At 71.8% G+C, this 25286-nt stretch carries 25 protein-coding genes; 11 read left to right on the forward strand and 14 right to left on the reverse strand.

Annotated features, from left to right (window positions below):
• Positions 1 to 105 precede the first annotated feature (105 nt).
• The 7 genes from ACGF5O_RS12160 to ACGF5O_RS12190 all read right to left on the reverse strand — a co-directional run bounded on the left by ACGF5O_RS12160 (position 106) and on the right by ACGF5O_RS12190 (position 8325).
• The gene (locus ACGF5O_RS12160; RefSeq protein ID WP_393809797.1) at positions 106 to 1701 is read right to left on the reverse strand and encodes a dipeptide ABC transporter ATP-binding protein; all 1596 of its coding nucleotides are present in this window, start codon (positions 1699 to 1701) and stop codon (positions 106 to 108) included.
• Entirely contained in the window at positions 1698 to 2696 is a 999-nt protein-coding gene (locus ACGF5O_RS12165) for an ABC transporter permease (protein WP_393809798.1), read from the reverse strand. Before ACGF5O_RS12165 ends, ACGF5O_RS12160 begins: the two co-directional genes overlap by 4 nt.
• A complete protein-coding gene (locus ACGF5O_RS12170; RefSeq protein WP_393809799.1) occupies positions 2693 to 3742 on the reverse strand; it encodes an ABC transporter permease in 1050 nt (349 codons plus the stop codon). The genes ACGF5O_RS12165 and ACGF5O_RS12170 overlap by 4 nt, the downstream gene beginning before the upstream one ends.
• A 4-nt stretch (positions 3743 to 3746) precedes the next feature.
• Positions 3747 to 5465 carry an ABC transporter substrate-binding protein gene (locus ACGF5O_RS12175; RefSeq protein ID WP_393809800.1) on the reverse strand — a complete coding sequence of 573 codons (1719 nt, stop codon included), beginning with the start codon at positions 5463 to 5465 and terminating at the stop codon, positions 3747 to 3749.
• Positions 5466 to 5631: 166 nt separating this feature from the next.
• On the reverse strand, positions 5632 to 5724 hold the full coding sequence (locus ACGF5O_RS12180) for an Ms4533A family Cys-rich leader peptide (RefSeq protein ID WP_309500592.1): 93 nt from the start codon (positions 5722 to 5724) through the stop codon (positions 5632 to 5634).
• Between the two features lie 56 nt (positions 5725 to 5780).
• Positions 5781 to 7298 carry a DUF3152 domain-containing protein gene (locus ACGF5O_RS12185; RefSeq protein ID WP_393809801.1) on the reverse strand — a complete coding sequence of 506 codons (1518 nt, stop codon included), beginning with the start codon at positions 7296 to 7298 and terminating at the stop codon, positions 5781 to 5783.
• 7 nt (positions 7299 to 7305) lie between these two features.
• The gene (locus ACGF5O_RS12190) at positions 7306 to 8325 is read right to left on the reverse strand and encodes an alpha/beta fold hydrolase (RefSeq protein ID WP_393809802.1); all 1020 of its coding nucleotides are present in this window, start codon (positions 8323 to 8325) and stop codon (positions 7306 to 7308) included.
• Positions 8326 to 8579: 254 nt separating this feature from the next.
• Here ACGF5O_RS12190 and ACGF5O_RS12195 point away from each other — a divergent pair, with 254 nt between their 5' ends.
• The 4 genes from ACGF5O_RS12195 to ACGF5O_RS12210 all read left to right on the forward strand — a co-directional run bounded on the left by ACGF5O_RS12195 (position 8580) and on the right by ACGF5O_RS12210 (position 10479).
• The gene (locus ACGF5O_RS12195) at positions 8580 to 8804 is read left to right on the forward strand and encodes a hypothetical protein (protein WP_393809803.1); all 225 of its coding nucleotides are present in this window, start codon (positions 8580 to 8582) and stop codon (positions 8802 to 8804) included.
• Between the two features lie 200 nt (positions 8805 to 9004).
• Entirely contained in the window at positions 9005 to 9649 is a 645-nt protein-coding gene (locus tag ACGF5O_RS12200; protein WP_393809804.1) for a TetR/AcrR family transcriptional regulator, read from the forward strand.
• Between the two features lie 141 nt (positions 9650 to 9790).
• The gene (locus tag ACGF5O_RS12205; protein ID WP_046730492.1) at positions 9791 to 10018 is read left to right on the forward strand and encodes a DUF3107 domain-containing protein; all 228 of its coding nucleotides are present in this window, start codon (positions 9791 to 9793) and stop codon (positions 10016 to 10018) included.
• Between the two features lie 188 nt (positions 10019 to 10206).
• Complete coding sequence (locus ACGF5O_RS12210) at positions 10207 to 10479, forward strand: hypothetical protein (protein ID WP_294005637.1); 273 nt, start codon at positions 10207 to 10209, stop codon at positions 10477 to 10479.
• A 129-nt stretch (positions 10480 to 10608) separates the two neighbouring features.
• On the opposite strand, the gene ACGF5O_RS12215 is transcribed toward ACGF5O_RS12210, so the two are convergent.
• Positions 10609 to 11355: a ferritin-like fold-containing protein gene (locus ACGF5O_RS12215; protein ID WP_393809805.1), complete on the reverse strand. Its 747-nt coding sequence runs from the start codon at positions 11353 to 11355 to the stop codon at positions 10609 to 10611.
• 562 nt (positions 11356 to 11917) lie between these two features.
• Here ACGF5O_RS12215 and ACGF5O_RS12220 point away from each other — a divergent pair.
• Both ACGF5O_RS12220 and ACGF5O_RS12225 read left to right on the forward strand, forming a co-directional pair.
• A complete protein-coding gene (locus tag ACGF5O_RS12220) occupies positions 11918 to 14596 on the forward strand; it encodes a DEAD/DEAH box helicase (RefSeq protein WP_393809806.1) in 2679 nt (892 codons plus the stop codon).
• A 147-nt stretch (positions 14597 to 14743) separates the two neighbouring features.
• A complete protein-coding gene (locus tag ACGF5O_RS12225) occupies positions 14744 to 15634 on the forward strand; it encodes an alpha/beta fold hydrolase (protein ID WP_393809807.1) in 891 nt (296 codons plus the stop codon).
• Between the two features lie 26 nt (positions 15635 to 15660).
• On the opposite strand, the gene ACGF5O_RS12230 is transcribed toward ACGF5O_RS12225, so the two are convergent.
• Positions 15661 to 16563, reverse strand: a complete 903-nt coding sequence (locus ACGF5O_RS12230; protein WP_393810124.1) for an NYN domain-containing protein — start codon at positions 16561 to 16563, stop codon at positions 15661 to 15663.
• Between the two features lie 161 nt (positions 16564 to 16724).
• Between ACGF5O_RS12230 and ACGF5O_RS12235 the strand changes: the two genes are divergently transcribed.
• Complete coding sequence (locus tag ACGF5O_RS12235) at positions 16725 to 16877, forward strand: hypothetical protein (protein ID WP_089098921.1); 153 nt, start codon at positions 16725 to 16727, stop codon at positions 16875 to 16877.
• Positions 16878 to 17023: 146 nt separating this feature from the next.
• Here ACGF5O_RS12235 and ACGF5O_RS12240 read toward each other — a convergent pair whose 3' ends face one another.
• The 4 genes from ACGF5O_RS12240 to ACGF5O_RS12255 form a co-directional block, all read right to left on the reverse strand.
• The gene (locus tag ACGF5O_RS12240) at positions 17024 to 17629 is read right to left on the reverse strand and encodes a MarC family protein (protein WP_362595616.1); all 606 of its coding nucleotides are present in this window, start codon (positions 17627 to 17629) and stop codon (positions 17024 to 17026) included.
• A gap of 54 nt (positions 17630 to 17683) precedes the next feature.
• Positions 17684 to 18541, reverse strand: a complete 858-nt coding sequence (locus tag ACGF5O_RS12245; protein ID WP_393809808.1) for a PHP domain-containing protein — start codon at positions 18539 to 18541, stop codon at positions 17684 to 17686.
• A 229-nt stretch (positions 18542 to 18770) separates the two neighbouring features.
• A complete protein-coding gene (locus tag ACGF5O_RS12250; protein ID WP_393809809.1) occupies positions 18771 to 19412 on the reverse strand; it encodes a DUF6758 family protein in 642 nt (213 codons plus the stop codon).
• A 174-nt stretch (positions 19413 to 19586) separates the two neighbouring features.
• Positions 19587 to 20183, reverse strand: a complete 597-nt coding sequence (locus tag ACGF5O_RS12255) for a suppressor of fused domain protein (RefSeq protein ID WP_393809810.1) — start codon at positions 20181 to 20183, stop codon at positions 19587 to 19589.
• A gap of 487 nt (positions 20184 to 20670) precedes the next feature.
• On the opposite strand from ACGF5O_RS12255, the gene ACGF5O_RS12260 reads away from it, so the two are divergent.
• Together ACGF5O_RS12260 and ACGF5O_RS12265 are read left to right on the forward strand one after the other, a co-directional pair.
• A complete protein-coding gene (locus ACGF5O_RS12260; protein ID WP_393809811.1) occupies positions 20671 to 21801 on the forward strand; it encodes a magnesium and cobalt transport protein CorA in 1131 nt (376 codons plus the stop codon).
• 24 nt (positions 21802 to 21825) lie between these two features.
• Positions 21826 to 22338, forward strand: a complete 513-nt coding sequence (locus ACGF5O_RS12265; protein WP_393809812.1) for a hypothetical protein — start codon at positions 21826 to 21828, stop codon at positions 22336 to 22338.
• 62 nt (positions 22339 to 22400) lie between these two features.
• Here the strand turns inward: ACGF5O_RS12265 and ACGF5O_RS12270 are convergent, their stop codons facing one another.
• On the reverse strand, positions 22401 to 23126 hold the full coding sequence (locus ACGF5O_RS12270; protein WP_393809813.1) for a hypothetical protein: 726 nt from the start codon (positions 23124 to 23126) through the stop codon (positions 22401 to 22403).
• A gap of 199 nt (positions 23127 to 23325) precedes the next feature.
• Here ACGF5O_RS12270 and ACGF5O_RS12275 point away from each other — a divergent pair, with 199 nt between their 5' ends.
• Together ACGF5O_RS12275 and ACGF5O_RS12280 are read left to right on the forward strand one after the other, a co-directional pair.
• Positions 23326 to 24684 (forward strand): magnesium transporter MgtE N-terminal domain-containing protein, encoded by a 1359-nt coding sequence (locus ACGF5O_RS12275; protein WP_393809814.1) that lies wholly within the window; start codon positions 23326 to 23328, stop codon positions 24682 to 24684.
• Positions 24674 to 25270: a DUF1003 domain-containing protein gene (locus ACGF5O_RS12280; protein ID WP_393809815.1), complete on the forward strand. Its 597-nt coding sequence runs from the start codon at positions 24674 to 24676 to the stop codon at positions 25268 to 25270. The genes ACGF5O_RS12275 and ACGF5O_RS12280 overlap by 11 nt, the downstream gene beginning before the upstream one ends.
• The last annotated feature ends 16 nt before the right edge of the window (positions 25271 to 25286 follow it).

Here is a 25286-nt window from a genome sequence, read left to right on the forward strand (position 1 = left end):
TAACTTTCCCGTACGGATCGCGTTCGGTCGCGCTAGGCAACCGATCGGCGCCGGAACGTCACGTCCGGATCGGCCTCCGCTTGTGCGTGCGGATCTGCGGAAACGTCACGCCGACGCCAGTTCCCGGCGTGCCGCCCGCCGCCGGGCCGCGGCCTCGGGGTCGAGGGCGGGTACGGCGGCCAGGAGTTGTCTGGTGTACGGGTCCTGGGGGTTGTCGTAGACCTCGTCGGCCGGCCCGGTCTCGACGATCCGGCCGCGCCGCATAACCGCCACCCGGTCGCTCACCTGCCGCACGACGGCGAGGTCGTGGGCGACGAAGACGAGCGCGAGCCCGAGTTCCCGCTGGAGTTCGCCGAGCAGCGCGACGACCTGGGCCTGCGTGGTGACGTCCAGCGCGGAGACCGGCTCGTCGCAGACGATGACGCGCGGGTCGGCCGCGAGCGCCCGCGCGATGCCCACGCGCTGGCGCTGGCCGCCGCTGAACTCGTGCGGATAACGGTGGTAGTGCGCCCCTTCGAGCCCCACGCGCTCCAGCAGTTCGATCACGCGCCCCCGGATGCGCCCCTCGTCCTTCTCCATGCCCCGCGCCCGCAACGGGTCGGCGATCGACTCGCCCACGCTGCGCCGCGGGTTGAGGGAGGACACCGGGTCCTGGAAGACCATCTGGACGGCCGGGTTCACGCCCACGCGCGCGTGGCCGTCGTAACGGACCTCCCCCGCCGTCGGCTCCAGCAGCCCGACCAGCATCCGGCCGAGGGTGGTCTTGCCGCTGCCGCTCTCGCCGACGACGCCGAGGGTCTCGCCCCGGTGCACGGTCAGCGTCACGTCGTCCACGGCCGCGAACGCCCGCCTCCCGCGCCCGAACTCGCGGCGCAGGCCCTTCGCCTCCAGGACGACCTCCTCCGAGGCCTCTGAGGGCGCGCGCACCGCGTCCACGCGCGGCACGGCGGAGAGCAGTTCCCGGGTGTACGGCTCGGCGGGCGCGCCGAGCACGGCGGCGACCGGCCCCTGTTCGACCACGCGCCCGTGCCGCATGACGAGCACCCGGTCGACGCTCTCGGCGGCGACGCCCACGTCGTGCGTGACGAGCAGGAGCCCCATGCCGGTCTCCTCGCGCAGGGTGTGCAGCAGGTCGAGGATCTGGGCCTGGACGGTCACGTCGAGGGCGGTGGTGGGCTCGTCCGCGATGAGCAGCTCGGGCTCGCAGGCGAGCGCCATGGCGATCAGCGCGCGCTGCCGCATGCCGCCGCTGAACTCGTGCGGGCGGGACCGGGACCGGCGCGTGGCGTCCGGGATGCCGACCCGGTCGAGCACCTCCACGGCACGCGTGCGTGCGGCGCGTCGGGACGCGCGCGTGTGCACGCGGTACACCTCGGCGATCTGGTCGCCGATCGCGTAGTACGGGTCGAGGGACGACAGCGGGTCCTGGAAGACCATCGCCGCCTTCGCCCCGCGCAGCTTCCGCAGCTCGGCGTCGGAGGCGGCCTGTACGTCGGTGCCGGCGACCTCGATCGAGCCGCCGAGCCGCGCCCCCGTGCCGTGGTGCAGGCCCAGCAGGGCCGAGGCGACCGTGGACTTGCCGGAGCCGGACTCGCCGACCAGGGCGAGCGCGGCGCCGCGTTCCAGGCTGAACGACAGCCCGTCAACGGCCCGTAGGTCGCCGAAGTCGACGGTCAGATCAGTGACTTGGACGAGACTCACGTCAGTACCACCCGTCGGTCGGCCACCGCGTACAGCACGTCCGCGACGGCGTTGGCGAGGACCACGAAGAAGCCGACGACGAGGACCATGCCGACGACGACGGGCAGGTCGACCACGCTGACGGCGTGCACGAGTTCCTGGCCGAGGCCGGGCAGCCCGAACAGCGACTCGGTGAGCACGGCGCCGCCGACGGCCGAGCCGAAGTTGTTGGCGTTCAGCGCGATGACCGGCGCGAGCGCCCCGCGCAGGGCGTGCCGCCCGACGATCGAACGCTCGCCGACGCCGTACGCGCGGAAGGTGCGGATGTGGTCCTCGGCCAGGGTCTCCAGCATCGACGCCCGGGTCATCCGGGCGAACGCGGCGGACTCGATGAGGGCGAGGGAGAGCCAGGGCAGCAGCAGGTTCCACGCCCACTGTTCGGGGTCGTCGGTGAACTTCACGTACTGCGGGAAGGGCAGGAGTTGCAGTTCGCCGCAGACGACGATCATCAGGACCAGGCCGATGACGAAGACCGGCGTGGCCCAGCCCGCCAGCGTGAGGCCGGTCAGCACCCGCTCGGTGAGCCGGCCGCGCCGCCAGACGGAGAGCACGCCCGTGCCGACGCCCAGGACCAGCCACAGCACCATCGCGCCGAACACCAGCGAGAGGCTGACCGGAAGCCTGGTCAGGATGATGCTCAGGACCTGCTGGTCGGTCTGGTAGGACAGGCCGAGGCAGGGCGCCGAGCAGTGTTCCACGGAGGTGCCGGTGGAGTAGTCCTGGCCGACGACCAGGCCCTCCAGGAAGTGCCAGTAGCGCACGTACAGGGGGTCGTCGAGGTGCAGTTGCTGGGCCACCTGGTGCACCTGCTCCGGGGAGCAGCGCGGGCCGCAGGTGATCTGGGCGACGTTGCCCGGGGTGACGTAGAAGACGACGTAGACGATCACCGAGATGGCGAGCAGGGTCGCCAGGGCGCCGATGACGCGGCGCAGCAGGAAGCCTCCGAAGCCGTTCACGCGGATTCCTCCTTCGCCGGGGCTGTCGTCTTCGCGGTCACGGTCGCGCTCGCGGTCGCCGTCGGCTTGGCCGCCCGCCTGCGACCGGTGCCGACGCCGAGCCGGGAGGCGGCGCGCGGGTCCAGGGCGGTGCGGACGCCGTCGCCGAGGACGGTCAGCGCGAGGACGGTCACGAACAGCGCGCCGGCCGGCAGCAGCAGGTACTGCGGGGCCGCCTGGTACCAGACGTCGGCGGCGGTGAGCATCTGGCCCCACGAGGGCGTCGGCGGCTTCACCCCGACGCCGAGGAAGGACAGGGCCGCCTCGACGCTGATGTTGACCGGGATGAGGATCGAGGCGTACGTGATGACCGGCGCGGCCAGGCCGGGCAGCAGTTCGCGGCGGGCGACGCGCCAGGCGCCCCAGCCGCTGAGCCGTGCGGCGGCGACGTAGTCGAGCCCCTTCAGGGTGAGCGTCTGGGCGCGCACGATCTTCGCGATGGTGCCCCAGGAGATGAACCCGATGACGAGGGTGACCAGGACCGGCCGCGGGAAGCTCTGCGGCACGATCGCGAGCAGGGCCAGCGACATGATCATCAATGGCAGCGCGACGAAGATGTCCGTGATCCGGCTCAACAGTTGATCGATCCACCTGCCGCCGAGCGCGGCCGTCACGCCGACGACCAGCCCGAGGAGGACCTGGATCACGGTCGCCGCGAACGCGACGCCCAGGGACACCCGCGCCCCGTACACCAGCCGTGCGAACAGGTCCCGTCCGGTCTGCGGCTCCACGCCCAGCCAGTGGTCGGCGGAGATGCCGCCGAGGGAGCCGGTCGGCACGCCGCCGCGCGCGGAGTCGATGAGGGCGGGGTGGTAGGTGGTCGGGTCCTGGCCCTCCAGGGCGGTGAGCAGCGGCGCGGCGAGCGCGACCAGGACGAGCAGCGCGACGACGCCGGCCGCGACCGCGGCGGCCCGCTGCACACGCAGCCGCCGCCAGAACTGACGAGCCCCCGAAGCCCCCGAGGCGAGCGCCTCGGGGGCCTGGGTGGCGACAAGTGCCTCGCTCACGGCGCTACTTCACCGCGACCTGGGAGATGTCCAGGACACCGGTCCAGTCGCTGATCACGACGTTCTTGATGTCCTTGCCGACGAGCCGCTTGTAGACCGGGTGGAACAGCGGCACGGTCAGGGCCTGCGCGCCGATCTTCTTGTCCAGTGCCCCCCACCGCTTGGCGGCCGCGTCAAGATCGGTCAACTTGTTGATCGCGTCAATCTCGGCGTTGACCGAAGCATCGTTGAGCTGGGAGGCGTTGAAGTTCGCGCCGTCCTTGACGATCTGCCGGCCGTCGAAGATCGGGGCGAGGAAGGGACCGCCGGAGGGCCAGTCGGCACCCCACGCGGCGAGGAAGAGGCCCGGCTCGGTCTTCACGCTGTGGACCGTGTCGGAGTAGTTGTTGTCCTCCAGGCCCTGGAGCTTGACCGTGATGCCGGCCTTCTTGAGGGCGTCCTGGATCGCGGTCGCGATCTCGGGGCTCGTCTTGAAGTTGTCGGCGTTGTCGTGGGTCAGCGTGACGGTGAGCCCGTTCGGGTAACCGGCCTCCTTCAGCAGCTCCTTGGCCTTGGCCGCGTTGCCGGTGTCACCCGCCGGGAAGAGGTCGTACGGCGTGTAGCCGAAGGACTTCTGGTTCGGCAGGAAGGTGGTCGCGGGCTCGGCGAGGGCACTGCCGCCCGCCGCGTTGATCACGGACGACCGGTCGACGGCGTACGAGATCGCCTGGCGCACCTTCGGGTTGTCGAACGGCTTGACCTTCGGGTTGAACGCTATGTAGTTCGTGTAGCCGAAGTGGCCGGTGCCGACGCGCGCGGCGAGTTCCTTGTCGCCGGTCACCTTGGCGAGTTCGGCCGGACCGAGGTTGGTGTCCGTCGTCACGGCGGCCGCGTCCGTCCCCTGGGACGCCGACAGCCGCTGGTTGATCACGGACGAGTCGAGACCGGACTGCACGTCGATCTTGTCCGGGTACGCCTTGCGCTGGTCGTCGACGGACGCGGACCAGTACTTGTTGCGCTCCAGGACCAGGTGCTCACCGTCGTTCTCGTTCTTCACGACCTTGTAGGGGCCGGACGAGACCGGGTGCTCCTCGTACTTGGTGCCGGTGTCCTTGGCCTTCGGGACGGGCGTGAACTGCGTCTGCGTGGCCAGGAACGGGAACTCGCCCTCGGGCTTGTTGAGGTGGAAGACGATCGTGCGGTCGTCCGGCGTCTCGATCGCCGAGAGCCCCTTCTTGTCCTTGTACGGCCCCTGGTAGTCGGCCGCGCCGGCCAGCCAGTCCCGCAGGTAGGGGGCGCCGCCGGAGAGCTCGGGGGCGAAGGAGCGCTCGATGCCGTACTTGATGTCGGCGGACGTGATCGGGGTGCCGTCCTCGTACTTGAGGCCCGCCTTCAGCGTGTACGTCCACACGGTCGCGTTCTTGCTGGGGCGACCGGTGTCGGTGGCCAGGTCGGGGACGACCTTGGTGCCGGCTGCGCCGTCCGCGCGGTTGCGGGTGGTGAGCGTACGGAAGACCAGGGAGGGCACGTTGCCGCCGCCGGAGGTGTACAGGCGGGCCGGGTCGAAGTCCGACTGCGGGTCGGAGTTCAGGACGGTGAGCGTGCCGCCCTTGTGCGGCGTGGAGTCGCCACTTGAGCCGTTGGCATCGTTGTCCTTCGGCCCGCAGGCGGCGGCGCCCGCCGCCACGACCAGGGCGAGCGAAACGTACGCCGCGCGGGCGCTGTTCACGGACGGGTGACGCATCGGAATGACGACCTCTCGGAAGGCGAGTCTCGATTGGCGAGACGGATTGACGAGGAGTGAGACGAAAGTGAACAGACGTCTGCCCGGGCGTCAGGTCGTCGAAAGAGCCGTGACCCAGGTCACGGCGGGAGAGAGAGATCGCGACGCGAACGCCTGAAGGCGGGCGTCAGCGACAGTCGATGTCGGCCACGCAGAGCGCGGTCACGCCGATGAGCGCCAGCTCGATGGCGGCGCGCGCGGAGGCGTGAAGGGACGACATGCCCAGAAATATGTACGAACTTTCTGCGCATGTCAATGTGATGTATGAGCCACCTGTCAACTCTTGGGATACGGCCAGGGGTTGGGCAGACAGTGGATTCCGTCGTGGTCCAGGAACTTGGTCTGCTGCTGCATGACCGGCGCGAGCTCACCGTCCTTGTCGCAGGTCACATGGCCGTAGCCGAGCCGGTGGCCGACCTCGTGGTTGATCAGCATCTGCCGGTAGGCGTGGATCTTGTCGCCGTACGTCGTGCTGCCCTGGGCCCACCTGTACGCGTTGATCATGACGCGTTCGGTGGACGCCGAGTCGCAGGACACGTTGTCCTCGGTCGTGTCGAGGCCGGACTTGGCACACCACTCGGCGGTGGTGCCGGGGCTGGCGAGCGTGATCACGAAGTCGGGCTTGCCGGTGGACACGCGCGCGAAGGTACGGGCGCCGTCGTGGGCCCAGCTGCGGTCGTCGTTGAGCGTCTTCTGGACAGCCTCGGCGAAGAGCTTCCCGTCCAGCCCCAGCCCCTGCTCCACGTCGACGCGGTAGGTGTACTTCCGCCCCTTGCCCGGCGCCTTCGCGCTCCCCGGCACGGTGCTGAACTTCCCGGACCCGGCCAGCTTGGCGCTCAGCGGGTACTTCTCGCCCATCGCCTGCTCGTACGACAGCGTCACCACGCCCGACGGGACGGAGGCCGACGCGGACGGCGTCGTACGGCCGTCCCCGCGCGAGGCGGCGCCGTCGGTGGCCCGCGTCCCGCCCGCGGCCGACTGCGACCGTACGGCGCCGCCGTCCCGGCCGTCGATCATCTGCCCGGCGACGATCACCGCGAGCACGGTCGTGACCGCGGCGGCCGCGACCCCCGCGAAGGCCCGGCTCTTGCCGCCCTTGGGCTGCGCGGGCTCGCCGGTGGGCGGCGCGTCGTCGGCCTCGCCGGCACCCCCGTCGACGCCGGACGGGAGCGGGGAGGTGTGCGGACCCGAGCCGGGCGGATACGTTTCCGCGCGCTGGGCGCCGATGCCGGGGCGGGGCGCGAAGACGTCGACGTCCTCGTCGAAGGCGTCGACGTAGTCCTGCCGCGGCCCGCCGGGCCCGCCCCGCCGCTGCCGCGGTATCGACACACCGGTCGCCCCGGAAGCGGTGCCCGCGGGCCCGCCGGGAGCACCGTCCGCCCCGCCCAGCCGGCCCCAGCCGCCGCCCGCCTCTCGCTGCTGCGGGTGCCCGCCACGGACCCGTGGGACACCGTGCGCCGGGGTCCCGTCCGGGAAACGCGGGACGCCGTGCGCCGGGGTTCCGTCGGGGTGGCGAGGCACGCCACCGGCCGGCATCCCGCCGGTGAACCCCGGGACCCCCCGAGCGGGCGTGCCGTCGGGCGGCCGTGGAACGCCCTGCGCAGGCGTGCCGTCCGTGAAGCGCGGTGCCCCGCCCGCGGGTGTCCCGTCGGCCGGGCGCGGTACCGCAGGCCGCGCAGGCCCCGCGGAACCCCGCTCACCGTCCCCCGGGCCCTGCTTCCGGGCCGCGCGCGCGTTCCCTATGTCCGCCGCATCACCCTTGGCTGCCGGCCCGCGGCGGCTGTGGCGTCCCACTCGTCCCTCAGCTCCCCGCGCCCGGCGCGACCGGGCCGCCGCCGACGGTCCCGGCAGCCGGTCCGCCGCCCAACCTGTCGGCGGAAGCCATGAGTTCACGGAACGCCCCGGCGACCGCCGCCGGGTACTCCATCATCGCCACATGCCCGGCGTCCGGCATGGAGAGCAGCCGGGAGTAGCGGAAGCTGCGCGCGGCCTTCTGGGCCATGCGGTAGCCGACGAGCTGGTCGCGGCCGCCGTAGATCAGCAGGGTCGGGGCGAGGACGCGCTCGGCCTGGCGCCAGAGCCCGTGCTGGCCGCCCAGTGTGTACGCGTTGACGATCCCGCGCGCGGACCGCGCCATCGCGTCCCAGAAGTACGGCAGCCGCAGCCGCCGCTCCAGCTCCTGCACCGCGTGCTCGAACGCCTCGGGCGTCACCCGGCTGGGATCGCCGTAGCAGAGGGCCAGCACCCCCCGTACCCGCTGTTCGGCGGTCCACTTGCCGGTCGTACGGGTGAGGAGCCCGGCGACGCCGGGGAGGCCGAGCAGGACCGTCGGCACGGCGGTGCGCTGTACGCGCAGTTCGGGCAGGGCCGGCGAGATGAGCGTGAGGGTGCGTACGAGGTCAGGTCGGACGGCGGCGACCCGGGTGGCGACCGCGCCGCCGAGGGAGTTGCCGAAGAGATGGACCGGACCGCGGCCGACCGCGTCGAGATAGCGGATGACCGCGCGCGCGTGGCCGGTGACGGAGTAGTCGCCGTCGTCCGGCGGCGGCGAGTCGCCGAACCCCGGCAGGTCGATCGCCTCGCCGTCCACGACGCCTTCGAGCTGCTCCATCAGCTCCGACCAGTTCTGCGAGGAGCCGCCGAGCCCGTGGATGTAGAGCGCCGGCGGCAGGCCCTCACGCGCGGGCGGGCGCGAACGCACCGAGAGGGTCACGCCGGGCAGTCCCACCGACCGCAGCCGTTCGCCCTCCGCGACTCTGACTGCCGCCGCCTCGGGGAGCACGCTGGTGGGCGGCACGAAGGGCAGTTCGGTCGAAGACATGCGCCAATGTTACGAGACGATCACACCGTGATTCATGTGTTCGCCGTCACAGAACCACCCGGGCGAGCCGCGCGCGAGCCGTGCCCGGCCCCGGCCGCGCGAGCCGCGAACGGCCCTGGACGGCGCGGCGACGGCACGGCGAAGACACGGCGACGGCATAGCGTCCGCATCCGGTGTCTCCTACGCTCGTAGACAGGGCACCCGTTTGTGGCCCCCTGGTTCCGCCAGGGATCTTCCGAGGAAGGGAGCCCACCATGGCCCATGACCCCACCGACCCCGACGTACTCGGCGATCTGGAGGCGCTGGACCCCCTGGAGATCGACGTCGAGGCCCCTGAGGGCGACGCAGCCGAGCAGCACACGGACGTCACGCCGTCCCACGACGACCCGCTCACGGGTGTCGATCCGGCCCGCGCGAACGAGGCCGATCTGATCGAGCAGGCACGCGTGGTCGCCCTGGACGAGGACGACTACCGCTGACCGCGACCGGCCGACCGGCCTCCGGCTTGCCCACCTGGCCTGTTCGTATGTCCCGGTAATTTCCCGGTGCGGCTTTCGCCGTCGTCCGGTACGTGAAATTCTGCGCTCGCACCGCGCACAGCACGGTTACCGAAAAGTACGATGGCCGCGCGGAGCGATCCGCATGTGGACGACTCATGTGGACGACTTTGGGAGGCGGCGTGACAGCCATCGAGCAGACAGAGGCGGCACGCCCGCGGGGCACCCGCCTGCCGCGCCGTGCCCGACGGAACCAGCTGCTGGGCGCCGCCCAGGAGGTTTTCGTCGCGCAGGGGTACCACGCGGCCGCCATGGACGACATCGCCGAACGCGCGGGCGTCAGCAAGCCTGTGCTCTACCAGCACTTCCCGGGCAAGCTCGACCTCTACCTGGCCCTGCTGGACCAGCACTGCGAGGCCTTGATCGGGGCGGTGCGCGGCGCGCTCGCGTCGACGACCGACAACAAGCAGCGGGTCCGGGCGACCATGGACGCGTACTTCGCGTACGTCGAGGACGACGGCGGGGCCTTCCGCCTGGTCTTCGAGTCCGACCTGACGAACGAGCCCGCGGTACGCGAACGCGTCGACAAGGTCACCACCGAGTGTGCCGAGGCGATCTGCGAGGTCATCGCCGAGGACACCGGTCTGCCGAGCGCCGAGTCGATGCTGCTCGCCTCCGGCCTCGGCGGTCTCGCCCAGGTGGTGGCCCGTTCCTGGCTGCACAGCGACCGCTCGGTCCCGCGCGACCAGGCGGTCCAGCTGCTGACCTCACTGGCCTGGCGGGGCATCGCGGGATTCCCGCTGCACGGCCTCGACGCCCACCACTGACACCGCCTGACAACGAATTCCCGTTCGCTGTTCGCTCCTGGCGTGCACGTGCGCAGCGTGTAGCTCCCCTCACCGGGCTAATGTGTGCTGCGTACGGCGCGGAAGGTCGCGCACTTCACTGACCGTCGGAGGGACATAGCCGTGGAGGTCAAGATCGGCGTGCAGCACGCGCCTCGCGAGATCGTTCTGGAGAGCGGTCTGAACGCCGAGGAGGTCGAGCGCCTCGTCGCCGACGCGCTGGCCGGCAAGTCACAGGTGCTGTCCCTGGAGGACGAGCGCGGCCGCAAGGTCCTGGTCCCGACGGACCGCCTGGCGTACATCGAGCTCGGTGAGCCGACGGTGCGCAAGGTCGGCTTCAGCGCGGTCTGACCACAGCAGCACGGAGGGGCCGGGCGGACGTGTGTCCACCCGGCCCCTCGGCATGTCGCCTCTCGCCGTGTCGCCCCTCCACATGTGGCCCACAAGTCGTCCACAGAGGAGGATTGCATTCCGCTGGTCACGGGTATGACGGGCTACGACCGTGAAGCACGGGCCGGCCGTGGGAGGGACCCCTCGTGATGCTCCTGGAAGTCCTTGGATCCGCCCTGCTCGGCCTGGCCCTGTCGTGGGCCGCCGCCAGCCGCCTGTCCCACCGACTCCCGGCGCGTCCCCTGGTGTTCTGCACGGGCGTCGCGGGAGCCCTCTTCGGCGACTTCGTCACCCACAGCGCGCTCGGTCCCGGCACGGTCCTGGTCACTCTTCTGGGCGCGGCGATCGTCTCGGCGGCGTCCCTGTCCCTGCTGCTCCGCCCGGCGGGCCGCCACCTGCGCCGACGATCGATCCCGGCGTAGCGTCCACACGCACGCCGAGCACTTTCCGAGCGACCGAGCCGAAGCGCCCCGAGAGGGGCGCGGGGAACTGCGCGAACAGCCCCCACCGGCCTCAGGCCGCGCAACCCCCGCAACCGCCCCCACAGAGCGCTACGCCGCCAGCCCCAGCGCAGCCATCCGCTTCGTGTGCGCCTCGGTGATCCGCGAGAACATCCGCCCCACCTCGGCGAGGTCGAACCCGTCGGCCACGCCCCCGACCAGCATGGTCGACAGCGCGTCCCGGTCGGCGACCACCCGCTGGGACTGCGACAGCGCCTCCCCCATCAACCGCCGCGCCCACAGGGCCAGTCGGCCGCCCACCCGCGGGTCGGCGTCGATGGCCGCGCGCACCTTCTCCACCGCGAACCCGGCGTGCCCGGTGTCGTCGAGGACGGCCAGCACGAGTTCGCGGGTGTCGGCGTCGAGGCGGGCCGCGACCTCCCGGTAGAAGTCACTGGCGATCGAGTCGCCGACGTAGGCCTTGACCAGGCCCTCCAGCCAGTCGGACGGCGCCGTCTGCCGGTGGAAGCCGTCGAGGGCGGCGACGAACGGCTCCATCGCCTGCGTGGCGTCCTCGCCGATCTCCGTGAGCCGGTTCCGCAGCCGCTCGAAGTGGTGGAACTCGGCCGACGCCATCTTCGCCAGCTCGGCCTTGTCCACCAGCGAGGGCGCCAGCTTGGCGTCCTCCGCGAGCCGCTCGAACGCCGCGAGCTCGCCGTACGCGAGGGCGCCGAGCAGATCCACGACCGCGGCACGGTAGTGCGGGTCGGCGGCCGCCTGCGCCCAGTCCTGGGCGGCGACACCGGTCGGTTCGGCGGAGGCGGTCTCAGGCTTGTCAGAGCTCGTCATGAAGGGCACAATAGCCCGCCCGCCGCCTCGCGGAAGCCCCGGGAAGCCACGAGAAGACCCCGGGAAAACCTCAGGGAGACCCGGAGAAGTCCCGGGGAAGCCCCTGGTCAACCACTGTGACTACCACGACGTGACCAAATCGGCCATCGCATGTGCACGATTCCGGGGTATGGTGGTAATGCGCCTGCTGGTACGCCGTCGAATTCCGACGTACCTCGACAGGCCGCACGTATGAGGATGCCCGGTCGGTGGCCCGATCGGCTCCGACCCGACAGCCCTCCCGGCTCGTACGGCACTGTGCGTACGACGACCGGAGGGACACACCCTCAGCGGTACGAGCGCTAGAGCGTCGGCAGAGGTCCCGTGCACTACGGCGTGCCCCCCACGGCCCGCCCGTAAGGCAGCCGACGTCCCCGGCACGGTCCGTCAAAGACCCCCGCGCTCGCCTCGCGCCGCGCCACACAGAAGAGGCAAAACCCTGACTACGACGTTTCGTGAACTCGGAATCCTTCCCGAGACCGCCGAGGCCCTGGAAGCCGTCGGCATCATCAACCCCTTCCCCATCCAGGAGATGACGCTCCCGGTCGCCCTGTCCGGCACCGACGTCATCGGCCAGGCCAAGACCGGCACGGGCAAGACCCTCGGCTTCGGTCTGCCGCTCCTGGAGCGCGTGACCGTCCCCGCCGACGTGGAGGCCGGGCGCGCCGCCCCCGAGGCCCTCACCAACGCCCCGCAGGCGCTCGTCGTCGTCCCCACGCGCGAGCTCTGCACCCAGGTCACCAACGACCTCCTGACGGCCGGCAAGGTCCGCAACGTACGCGTTCTCGCCATCTACGGCGGTCGTGCCTACGAGCCGCAGGTCGAGGCCCTGAAGAAGGGCGTCGACGTCGTCGTCGGCACCCCGGGCCGCCTGCTCGACCTCGCGGGCCAGAAGAAGCTCGACCTCAAGCACATCAAGTCGCTCGTCCTCGACGAGGCCGACGAGATGCTCGACCTGGGCTTCCTGCCCGACGTCGAGAAGATCATCGCCATGCTGCCGGCCAAGCGCCAGACCATGCTGTTCTCGGCGACCATGCCGGGCGCGGTCATCGGCCTCGCGCGCCGGTACATGAGCCAGCCCACCCACATCCGCGCCACCGCGCCGGACGACGAGGGCGCGACCGTCGCGAACATCGCGCAGTTCGTCTACCGCGCGCACTCCATGGACAAGCCGGAGATGATCGCGCGCATACTGCAGGCCGACGGCCGCGGGCTCGCGATGATCTTCTGCCGCACCAAGCGCACCGCCGCCGACATCGCCGAGCAGCTCGAGCGCCGCGGCTTCGCCTCCGGCGCCGTCCACGGCGACCTCGGCCAGGGCGCCCGCGAGCAGGCGCTGCGCGCGTTCCGCAACGGCAAGGTGGACGTCCTCGTCTGCACCGACGTCGCCGCGCGCGGCATCGACGTCGAGGGCGTCACCCACGTCATCAACTACCAGTCCCCCGAGGACGAGAAGACGTACCTGCACCGGGTCGGCCGTACCGGCCGCGCGGGCGCTTCGGGTACGGCGATCACGTTCGTCGACTGGGACGACATCCCGCGCTGGCAGCTCATCAACAAGGCGCTGGACCTCAAGTTCCCCGACCCGGTGGAGACGTACTCCACCTCCCCGCACTTCTTCGAGGACCTCAAGATCCCCGCGGGCACCAAGGGTGTCCTGCCGCGCTCGGAGCGCACCCGCGCCGGGCTCGACGCGGAGGAGGTGGAGGACCTGGGCGAGACCGGTGGCCGCGGTGCCCGCGGTCGCGGTGGCCGGGGCGGTCGCAACGACGCCCGCCAGGAGGCCCGTACCGAGGAGCGCGAGCGTCCGGCCCGCACCCCGCGCCGCCGCCGTCGCACGCGCAACGGTACGGCCCTGGACCAGGCCTCCGGTACGACGTCCACGGCGCCTGCCGCCGAGGCCGCGTCGCCCGCCGCCGACGACGCCCTCGCGGCGTCGGAGCCGACGGCCGCCCGGACCCCGCGCCGCCGTCGCCGCACCCGCAACGGGGCGTCGCAGGAGCCGGTGACGGCCGCCGCCCCGGTGACCGTGACGCCGGAGGCCGTCGTCGAGACGGTCGAGGCCGTCGTGGAACCGGCCGAGGCGGAGAAGCCGCGTCGCCGCCGCACCCGCAGGTCCGCGGAGGCCACGCCGGTCGCGGAGGCGACGGCACCGGTGGTGACCGAGGCTCCGGTGGTGACCGAGGCTCCGGTGGCCGAAGAGGCGCCGGCGGCCCCCGTCCGTCGCCGCACCCGCAAGACGGCCGAGGCACCCGAGGCGGTCGCCCCCGTGGCAGCCGTCGAGGCGGTCGAGACCGTGGCGGAGCCGAAGCCGCGCCGCACGCGGAAGACGGCCGCAGCCGCCGCCGAGGCCGCGGTGGACACCGCCGAGGCCGTCGAGGCCAAGCCGCGCCGCCGTGTCCGTAAGGCCGCCGAGCCCGTGACCGAGGTCGCGCAGGCTCCGGCGGAGACCGTCGAGGCCCCGGTTGCCCCGGCCCGTCGCCGCACCCGCAAGGCCGCGGAGCCGGCCGAGCCGGTGGCGACCGAGCCGCAGCCGGTCACCGCCGAGGCGGAGGCCGAGGCCGCGGCCAAGCCGCGCCGGACCCGGAAGACGGCCGCAGCCGCCGAAGCCGCTGTCGACACCGCCGAAGCCACCGAGGCCAAGCCCCGCCGCACCCGCAAGACGGCAGCCGCCGTCCCGGAGGCCGGCGAGGCCGAAGCGGCGGCCAAGCCGCGCCGCACGCGGAAGACGGCCGCGGCGGCCGAAGCCTCGGTGGACACCGCCGAGGGCACGGAGGCCAAGCCCCGCCGCACCCGCAAGGCGGCGGCGACCGTCGCCGAGGCGGAGCCGGCCGAGGCGGTCACCGAGGCGAAGCCCCGTCGGACCCGGAAGACGGCAGCCGCCGTCACCGAGACCGCCGAGGCGGAAGCCGAGGTCGCGCCCAAGCCGCGCCGGACCCGGAAGACGGCCGCAGCCGCCGCCGAGACCGCCGTCGACACCGCCGAAGCCACCGAGGCCAAGCCCCGCCGCACCCGCAAGACGGCAGCCGCCGCCACCGCGGAGATCCCGGCGCAGGCGACCGAGGAGCCGGCGGCGAAGCCGAGGCGCCGCACCACCCGCAAGGCGGCCGAGGCCGTGGAGACCGCCGGATCCGCCGAGGCGGCCGACGCGGAGGCGAAGCCGAAGGCCCGCCGGACGCGGAAGGCGACCGCCGCGGCCCCGGAGGCCTGAGCACGCGCGTGACGACGGCCCGGACCACCCCGTGTGGTCCGGGCCGTCCGCGTGTCCGCACCGCCCGCACCCGCACCGCCCGGACCGGCACCGGGATTCACCCACCGGCTCCCGGTCGGTCACCCCGCTGCGGATACCCTCTCCCCCATGAGCAGGCCTCGCACCTTCGTCCCGCCCGCCGGAGCCCGCGCGTACGCGCTCACCACCGACCGGGGTGAGTTCGCCGTCGTCGACGCGCCCGTGGCCGCCGGGGTCGAGCCCAGGGGGGTCGCGCTGTTGCTGCCCGGGTTCACCGGGAGCAAGGAGGACTTCAACCGGCTGCTCGTGCCGCTGGGCCGGCGCGGGTACCGGACGGTCGCCGTGGACGGGCGCGGGCAGTTCGAGTCGGACGGGCCGGCGGACGACGAATCGGCCTACGCCCAGGAGGAGTTGGCGCGGGACGTGCTCGCGCAGGCGGCGGCGGTCGGTGCGGGCGGGCCGGTGCATCTGCTGGGACACTCCCTCGGCGGCCAGATCGCCCGCGCGGCCGTGCTCCTCGACCGCACGCCGTTCCGCTCGCTGACCCTGATGGCGTCGGGCCCCGCGCAGATCTCCTCCTCCCAGCAGCAGCGCGTGAAGCTGCTGCGGGACGCGCTCGCCGTGATGTCGATGGCCGAGGTGTGGGACGCCATGCAGGCCATGGAGGCACCGGAGGAGCTGGAGGAACCGGACGGCGCGGCGGAGGGCCTGGAGGACGGCGAGGACCTGCGGCGCCGCTGGCTGGGCAACAAGCCGGCCCAACTCATCGCCACCGGCCGCCAGTTGTGCACCGAACCGGACCGCGTCACGGAGCTCGCCGCGGTCCCGCTGCCCTTCCACGTCCTGTCGGGCGCGCGGGACGACACCTGGCCGGTACCGCTTCTGGACGACATGGCGCTGCGGCTGCGCGCGCACCGGACGGTCGTCGAGGGGGCCGAGCACTCACCCAACACCGACCGCCCCGCCGCCACCGCCGAGGCCGTCGCCGGCTTCTGGGACAGCACCCAGGACGAGGCCTAGTACTGCCTGGTACTGCCTGGTACTGCCTAGTACTGCGTCTGGAGGTGCTCCCAGAAGCCGTCCCGCAGGGCGCGGCGCAGGTCGGCCTGGCCGCGCAGGGAGTACTGGAGCATCCCCTCGGCCTCGACGAGGAGGTCCTGGTCGACGGGGCCGGGCAGGTAGGGGTGGCCGGGCAGCAGCTCGACGAGCGCCTCGCGGCCCCGCGAGGAGAGCCACTTCGCGGCGATCTGCGCGCCGACGAAACGGACGTCCTCGCGGGTGGGTCTGGTGGCGCCGGCCTCGTAGGCGGGGGCGGCGCGTCTGGAGACGTACGGCTTGAAGAACTCGAGGTCGAGGGTGCGCTGGCTGTCGACCTCCCAGAGCAGCGGCTCGGCCTGGTTGCGGCCCTCGGGGGCCTCGATGCCCCACAGGTGGACGCGGGCGCCGTAGCCCTGGGCGGCCTCGACCGCCGAGACCAGGTCCTCGTCGCCGCCGAGCAGGGCCGCGTCGCTGATGGCGCGGTGCCGGGCGAGTGACTCCAGGTCCGTGCGGATCAGGGAGTCGACGCCCTTCTGCTGGTTGTTGGCGTTGAGGTTGCCGAGGCGGACCTTGACGTCGGGGAGTTCGGCGATGGCCTGCTGCTCGGCGGTGTGGATGCGGCGGCGGGCGCCGTCGTACCAGTAGACGCGCAGCAGCCGGCTGTCGGCGAAGATCTGGCGCGCCTTGTCGATGAGCGCCTCGATCAGGCCTTCGGCGTCGAGGTCGAAGGCGCGGCGGTCCTCCGTCCCGGCGACGAGCCGGCCCGTGGCCGCGTAGAGGTAGCCCGCGTCCACGAAGATGGCGTGCGTCGAGGGCGTCTTGGCCACTTCGGCGAGCATGCGGGTGAGCAGCTCGTTCGTGCGGTCGATACGGGCCTGGAGGGCGGCGAGGTCGTCGTTCATCGCCTCCATTGTCCCGGCGGTCACGCTGCGAACACAACCGGTCCCGGTCAGTCTCCTGCAGACTCTTACCGGTCGGTAATTAGACGTTCGAAAAATTTCTTTAGCGTAGGGAATGTTTGTAACACGCAAGCCGTTGACTCCTACGGAACAGGACGACGAAGGGAGAGGCCATGCGCTTCGAAATCATGCGACTCGACGAGGTCGACGGCACCACCGTGGACAGCACTGTCGTGGACGCCGCCTCCGTCAGCAGGATCGTGCAGCAGGCCGCCGCCGTGGGGCAGCGCCTGTGGATCCGACCGGCCGAGACCCAGGCTTCGTAACAGGACGACGCGACAACGACAGACGCGACAACGACAGACGAGAACAGCCACACCGACGACGCGCGGCGCACCGCACAGTCTTCAGGACCCCCGTACGGCATCGATGCCGTACGGGGGTTCTGCGTTTGCGGGCCTGGCGCGCCGCGCTACGCGCCCTTGATCACCTGGGTGACGCCGTTGATGATCTGCTGCACGGCGATGGCGGAGAGCATCATGCCCGCGAGCCGCGTCACCAGGACGACCCCGCCGTCCTTGATGACCCGGATGATCAGCAGCGAGTAGCGCATCACCAGCCACAGCACGACGTGGATCGCGAGGATGGCGGTCCACACGGACACCTGCATGGCCACGCTGTCGGCCTTCTGGACGGCCAGGATGACCGACACGATCGCACCGGGGCCGGCCAGCAGCGGCATGCCCAGCGGCACCAGCGCCACGTTGACGTCCTTGGTCTGCTTCGGCTCGTCGTTCTTGCCGGTGAGCAGGTCCAGGGCGATGAGCAGGAGCAGCAGTCCGCCCGCGATCATCAGCGCGGGCACGGAGACGTGCAGGTAGTCAAGGATCTGGTGCCCCAGCAGTCCGAAGACCGTGATGACACCGCCCGCCACGCACACGGCCTGGAAGGCCATCCGCTTCTGCACCTTGCCGGGCCGGCCGGCGGTGAGGGCGAGGAAGATCGGGGTGATCCCCGGGGGATCCATGATGACGAAGAGGGTCAGGAAGAGGGAACCGAAGACGGCGAGGTCGAACATGGGGGTGCTACAGGCCTTGCGGGAGAAGGGATTCGGGCGGGCGAGGACCGGGCCTCAGGCTCCGCCGGTCCCCGGCACCGGGAACGCCCCGGTCGCCCGGCGCGTGATCTCGCCGTACACCTCGGGGTGGGTGGTGTACTCGCCCAGCGTCACCGTCTTGCGGCTGCCGTGGTAGTCCGAGGACCCCGTGACCAGCAGCCCCAGCTCCCCGGCGAGCCCCCGCAGCCGTGCGCGGGTGTCCTCGTCGTGGTCCATGTGGTCGACCTCGATGCCGTCGAGACCGGCCGCGGCCAGCTCGGCGATCACCGGCTCGGGCACCGTGCGCCCGCGCTTCGCGGCCCCGGGATGCGCGAAGACGCACACCCCGCCGGCGCCCTTGACCAGCCGGATCGCCTCGAAGGGGTCGGTCTCGTGCTTCTCCACGAAGGCCCGGCCGCCGTCGGCCAGCCACTCCTCGGTGAAGGCGTCGCTCACGGTCGGTACGACACCGAGCTCCACGAGGGCAGAGGCGACGTGCGGCCGCCCCACCGAACCGTCCCCGGCGATCCGCAGCACCTGCTCCCAGGTGACCGGCACCCCCAGCGCGTTCAGCCTGGCGACCATGCCCTGGGCGCGCGGCACCCGGTCGTCCCTGACCAGCTCGCGCTCGGCGAGCAGGGCGGGCTCCTCGGGGTCGAAGAGGTAGGCCAGCATGTGCATGGAGACGCCGTCGACACGGCAGGACAGCTCGGCCCCGGTGACCAGGGTGAGCCCCTCGGGCAGCGCGGCGACGGCCTCGGCGTGCCCGCGGGTGGTGTCGTGGTCGGTCAGCGCGACGACGTCGAGACCGGCAGCGGCGGCATTGCGCACCAGCTCGGCCGGGGTGTCCGTACCGTCGGAGGCGGTGGAGTGGCAGTGCAGATCGATACGCACGATGCGGACTCCAGCGGGACGACACGGAAGGGACGCGTCAAGGATAACGGCCGGCGCAGGGTGCCCCTGTCACACCCGAAAGCCGGGGGCACCCCGTACAGCCGACGCACAGGACAACGCGCCCCAAAGGGCACGGGGCTGTATCGACATGCGGCTCCGCCGCGTGGGCGCGACCAGTCCCCACCGGCCTGCGGACGACAATCGCACCGGCTCTACGGCGCCTACGGCGCTACGGCTCCAGCAACCGAGGCGACAACGCCCCGCACGGCACCAGGTCCACCTCGGCCCCCGCATCGCGCAGATCGGTCAGCACCAGCTCGTCGTACATCAGCAGCCCCGTCTGCTCGGGCCACACCACGGTCCAGAGCCACAGCCCCCGCGCCTCGCCCGCGAAGACGGCCCGGTCGTCGGGGGCCCCGGAGACGTGCCACAGCGGCGTGGGCCGCCCCGCCGCCAGCACCTTCGCCTGGGGCGGCTTCTCCACGTTCATGTACGGCCCGGGATCCGGCCCGTCGATCCCCGCGTACCGGGCGCCGAGGCCGACCCCCAGCTCCTCGGCGACCAGGATCATCTCCCCTATGCCGCCGAGCGGCGCGGGTCCGGAGCAGGCGACGGCGGTCGCGCGGCCCCCGCTGCGGTCGTCACCGGCACAGGCCACGCCCGTGAACAGCCAGCCGACCGGCAGCGGCCAGGGCATCCACACCGGAACCTGGGTGCGGTGCACCACCACACCGAGGGCCTCGACGCTGGGCGGGATCACGGGCTGTACCGGATGCACGGTCCCGTGGACATCGCACTGCCAGGTGTCGGCGAAGAGTCCGGGAGCCCTGACCCGGCCACCACACTTCGGGCAACTGGGTTCGCCCCTCATAGAGCCCCACGGTCCTACCCCGGGTGCCCCACGTCAAGGACGATCACCCGTCCAGCGCACGCGGTCGCGTGGGCGGACGGTTCCCGCCGCGCGGCACGCCGGCGGCGACGGCGTCACCCGCTCTGCCAACTGACCGGCGGCGAACGCCGCTTGGTGAGCTTGCTCACCCCCGGGTCAGTCCAGCGGGACGGATTTCCGGTGCGGGTCCCGGAGATCGGCCCCGTTCGCGAGCCAGCGCTCATGGAGGGCGCCGGCGCCGTGCACGCGCTTCCAGGCGGCCTCGTTCGGCGTCATCGGCAGCAGCGGCAGGAACCGTACGGGGTCGAGCGGCCCGTCCAGCTCCAGATCCTCGACGAGACCGCCCGGTTCGCCGACCAGGACGGAGGTGAAGGGCGCGCCAGGCCACAGCGGGTCGCCCACGTCCAGGGACGCGCCCGGCGTCACGACCAGGCCCTCCACCTGCGGGGACGCGGCGAGTACGGCGAGCGCGCGGAGCACCTTGTCGGTCTCGGCGAGCCCGGCGCGGACCGAGAGGACCAGCTCGGCGCGCGGCCCTTTGACGGGGTCCGCGACCACCGCGGTGGGGTCGGCCATGGGGTGCGCGGACATGCCGAGGGTGGCGTAGCGGACGACGTTCTCGCCCTGGAGATCCTCGTGGAAACGGAGCACCTCGATGCGGTCCGTACCGAGGAAGGTGACCGCCGCGCGCGCGTCCGGTTCGCCCAGTGCGGTGGTCAACCGGGCCTCTACCAGAGGAAGAACTTCAGCCATGTCGTGAGCATAGAACTCGTCAGTACCGGGCAAAGCGGCGCCTTGACACTGAGGGCTGCTGCTACTCTGACCGCGGTGGTTCGGGGCAGCACGCAGTGCGTCGCCGTCAGTCCCCGACACCGACAGGACTCCCTTACGAGGGACCGGCTGGAGGAGGTGGGGCTGTCATGGATCGAAGTCACCCGTGCAGTACCACTCGCTCTTCCGGCCTCTGAATCTCTTTCTCTGGCTGGCTGCCGCCTTTTCGTGCGCGTTGTCGTTCGGAAGAGCACTTCGTCTCGCTTGCCTGATCCCTCTGACCGGTCCGTTCCGGATCTGTCTGGATCCGTTCGTCTGATCTGAATCAGTAGCGAAGTCGCCACCGCAACGGTGCGGTGCTCCCCGCTTTGTGGACGTGCCAAACATCCGAAGCCAGGACGTCCTCATTCCGGGTAGTTCCACCCGTTCCTCGGCGGTCTTCCGCTGCCTGTCGCGAAGGAGCCTGCCCATGTCGATGATCCGCGACCTCCGTGCCGTGGTCCGCCCTTCCCGCCCCTCGCTGCGCAAGAGCCTGCGGCCGGAGAACGGCGCGTACGACACGACCCGCGACCCCGGCACCCCCTCGGCCGTCGTCGACTGCGCCGTCTACCGTGACGGCGCCCGCGTCGAGACCGGCAAGCCGCTGACCCCGCACGAGGCGATGCGGCTGGTACGCCGCGACGGCGGGTTCGTGTGGATCGGCCTGCACGAGCCGACCGAGGCCGAATTCGCCGGTATCGCAGGCGAGTTCGGGCTCCACCCGCTGGCCGTGGAGGACGCCGTGCAGGCCCACCAGCGGCCGAAGCTGGAGCGGTACGACGACTCCCTGTTCACCGTCTTCAAGACCATCCACTACGTCGAGCACGACCAGCTCACCGCCAACAGCGAGGTCGTGGAGACCGGCGAGGTCATGTGCTTCACCGGCCGGGACTTCTTCATCACCGTCCGGCACGGCGGGCAGGGCTCGCTGCGGGCGCTGCGGCACCGGCTCCAGGACGACCCCGAGCTGCTCGCCAAGGGCCCCTCGGCCGTGCTGCACGCCATCGCCGACCACGTCGTGGACGGATACGTGGCGGTCGCCGACGCCGTGCAGGACGACATCGACGAGGTGGAGACCGAGGTCTTCACGCCGGGCCGCCGGGGCGGCGTCTCCCGCGGTGTCGACTCGGCACGGATCTACCAGCTCAAGCGCGAGGTACTGGAGTTCAAGCGCGCGGTGTCGCCCCTGCTGCGCCCGATGCAGCTGCTGAGCGAGCGGCCGATGCGACTCGTCGACCCCGACATCCAGAAGTACTTCCGGGACGTCGCCGACCACCTCGCCCGCGTCCAGGAGCAGGTCGTCGGCTTCGACGAACTCCTCAACTCGATCCTCCAGGCCAACCTCGCGCAGGCGTCCGTCGCGCAGAACGAGGACATGCGCAAGATCACGTCCTGGGCCGCGATCATCGCCGTACCGACGATGGTGTGCGGGGTGTACGGCATGAACTTCAAGTACATGCCGGAGCTGCACTGGCGGTACGGCTACCCGGTGATCATGGCCATCACCGGGGTGATCTGCCTCGGCATCCACCGCACGCTGAAGCGCAACGGCTGGCTGTGACCCGGCCTGGATAGGGTGGGCGCCATGACAAGCGAGCTGCTCGGCCAGGCCCTCGTCGAGGAGGCCACGAAGAAGTCCGGCCTCGTCTGGGTGCGGGCCGCCGGGGCGCCGACGGCGCGTGCGGTGTGGCACGCGTGGGCCGACGGCGGCGTGTGCCTGGTCGGCGACGGAGCCGAGCAGCCGCTGGGCGAGCTGGCCGACGGAGGGTCGGCGGAGGTGACCGTCCGCAGCAAGGACAAGGGCGGCCGGCTGGTCACCTGGACGGCGACGGTCGCGGAGCTGCCCGCCGGCTCCCCGGAGTGGGACGCGGCGGTGGCGGAGCTGAAGGGCAAGCGCCTCAACGCCCCCGACGGCGAGGCGATGACCGGCCGCTGGGCGAGGGAGTGCAGGGTGCTGCGCCTGACCCCGACGGGGACGGCATCGCCCCTGCCGGAGGGGAACCTGGCAGCGCCCCCGCTCGCCTCCCCCGCCACCACCCGGCGCCCGGTCCCGGCCGCCCTGCCGCGGCTGCTCTCGCGGCGCCGGAAACCCAAGTAGCGGACGACCGGGCCGAGTTCGGCACCGCCGGACAGGCCCGCGTGCGTGCTCGGGATGACCCGCTACGACGCCGGGAGCTGCTTCCCGTAGTCGACCGTCTCACCCTTCTCCGGTTCGACCACGCTGAAGTCCTTACCCCAGTCGGAGAAGGTGAGGGTGCCGGCGCCGCCGCCGCGTTCCAGCCGGAGGGGGTACGGCTTGCCCTCCAGGGAGACGTCGAGGGTGCCGCCGGAGCCGCCGTCGCCGGTGATGCGGATCGTGCGGGTGCCCGACTGCTCGTGGTGACCGGCCGTGGCGAGCGAGCCGTGCAGGGTCAGCAGGCCCGAGAGGAGGACGTCCTTGTCCGTGAAGCCGCTGAACTTCTTGTACGCGGGATCCGTCCGCGGCACCTTGACGTACTTGCCGTCGAGCTTGGTCGCCGCGGTCGTGTCACTGCCGTCCGCGTGGTTCCAGAACCCCGCGTCGGCCTGCAGATACAACGTGCCGCCGACCCGGAGGAGCTGGAACGTGGATCCCTTCGACGTGACCGACCCGGTCCCGCCCTCCTTGTTCAGGCGCATGTCCAGCTCGTACGTACGACCGCTGGTGACCACCGTGCCCGCCATCCGCACCGTCGCCACCGACGACGCCGCCGTCCGCGTTCTCGACTGGATCAGGTCCGGCGACAGCTTGCCCACCCCGTTCGTGCCCGCGTCCGGATCCCCGCCGCATCCGGTGAGGACGGCCAGAGCGCACACCGCGCTGACCAGTGCGGCGCGGCGAGTACGGCCCGGAGCGAGAGCGGTCACAGACAGGGCCACCTTTCTGAGCGGTCCGGCAGGGCGTACCGCAGCGTACCGGTGCCCCACCCGCCCGCCGGAGCCGGTCCGTCCGGACCGCTCACCAGGGCGTATCCGATCGGTACGGGCTAGCCTGAAGCCCATCGAGCGGGCAGAAGGAACCGAAAACCACGCAAGCGGTACTCCGGTAGGTAAAGGAAGCAACACCATGGCAGCCGGCGCTCCCCGCATCTTCGTCTCGCACCTCGCCGGTGTCCCCGCCTTCGATCCCACCGGCGACCAGGTGGGCCGCGTCCGGGACCTCGTCGTCATGCTGCGCGTCGGCCGCCGCCCGCCCCGGCTGCTCGGCCTGGTCGTCGAACTGTCCACCCGGCGCCGTATCTTCCTGCCCATGACCCGGGTGACCGGCGTCGAGTCCGGCCAGGTCATCACCACCGGCGTGCTGAACGTCCGCCGCTTCGAGCAGCGCCCCACCGAACGCCTGGTCTTCGGCGAACTCCTCGACCGCCGGGTCCAGCTGGCCGAGACCGGCGAGGAGGTCACCGTCCTCGACCTGGCCGTACAGCAGCTGCCGGCCCGCCGGGACTGGGAGGTGGACCGGGTCTTCGTCCGCAAGGGGAAGAAGGGTGCCCTCCGGCGGGCCAGGGGGGAGACGCTCACCGTCGAGTGGTCTCAGGTCACCGGGTTCTCCCTGGAGGAGCACGGCCAGGGCGCCGAGAGCCTGCTCGCCACCTTCGAGCAGCTGCGCCCCGCCGACCTCGCCAACGTGCTGCACCACCTCTCCGCCAAGCGCCGCACCGAGGTCGCCGCGGCCCTCGACGACGACCGCCTCGCCGACGTGCTCGAAGAGCTCCCCGAGGACGACCAGATCGAGATCCTCGGCAAGCTGAAGGAGGAGCGGGCGGCGGACATCCTGGAGGCCATGGACCCGGACGACGCGGCCGACCTGCTCGCCGAACTCCCCGAACAGGACAAGGAACGGCTGCTGAGCCTGATGCAGCCGGCGGACGCGGCCGAGATGCGGCGGCTGATGTCGTACGAGGAGCACACGGCGGGCGGTCTGATGACCACCGAGCCGATCGTCCTGCGGCCCGACGCGACCGTCGCGGACGCCCTCGCCCGGGTCCGCAACCCCGACCTCTCCCCGGCCCTCGCCGCCCAGGTCTACGTCTGCCGGCCGCCCGACGAGACCCCGACCGGCAAGTACCTGGGCACCGTGCACTTCCAGCGGCTGCTGCGCGACCCCCCGTACACCCTGGTCAGTTCGCTGGTCGGCGACGACGACCTGCAACCCCTCGACCCCGACGCCACGCTCCCGGTCATCGCCGGGTTCTTCGCCACGTACGACATGGTCGCGGCGCCCGTGGTGGACGAAGCGGGGTCGCTGCTCGGCGCGGTGACCGTGGACGACGTCCTCGACCACATGCTGCCGGAGGACTGGCGGGAGACCGAGTTCCACCTGGACGAGGGGGACCAGAAGGAGCAGACGAAGCAGACGGACCAGAAGCAGCAGAAGGAGCAGCGGGAGCGGACTGCGGGGAAGGGGGCGGGGACCCATGGCGCCTGAGCGCGAGAGCAACCGTGAGCGGACGCCGGCCGGCGCCACCGCGGCCGGCCGGTCGCGCGGTCACCGCCTGGACCAGCCGCGCGCCCCGCGGCGCAGGCTGCTGCCCGAGTGGGACCCGGAGGCCTTCGGACGGCTCTCCGAACGCATCGCCCGCTTCCTGGGCACCGGGCGGTTCATCGTCTGGATGACGTTCGTGATCATCCTCTGGGTGCTGTGGAACATCGCGGCACCCGGAGGGCTCCGCTTCGACGAGTACCCGTTCATCTTCCTGACCCTGGCCCTGTCGCTGCAGGCCTCCTACGCGGCCCCGCTGATCCTGCTCGCGCAGAACAGGCAGGACGACCGGGACCGGGTCAACCTCGAACAGGACCGCAAGCAGAACGAGCGGTCCATCGCCGACACCGAGTACCTCACCCGGGAGATCGCCGCCCTGCGCATGGGCCTGGGCGAGGTGGCGACCCGGGACTGGATCCGCTCCGAGCTCCAGGACCTGCTGAAGGAGATGGACGAACGGCGGGACGGTCATCACGAACATGCCGTATTCCCGGCAGAACGGTCGTCCGGGCGTGACGTAGACGACCGCTGAGGGGCGTTATAGGGGC

Source organism: Streptomyces sp. NPDC048291, assembly GCF_043201715.1.
Classification (GTDB): domain Bacteria; phylum Actinomycetota; class Actinomycetes; order Streptomycetales; family Streptomycetaceae; genus Streptomyces.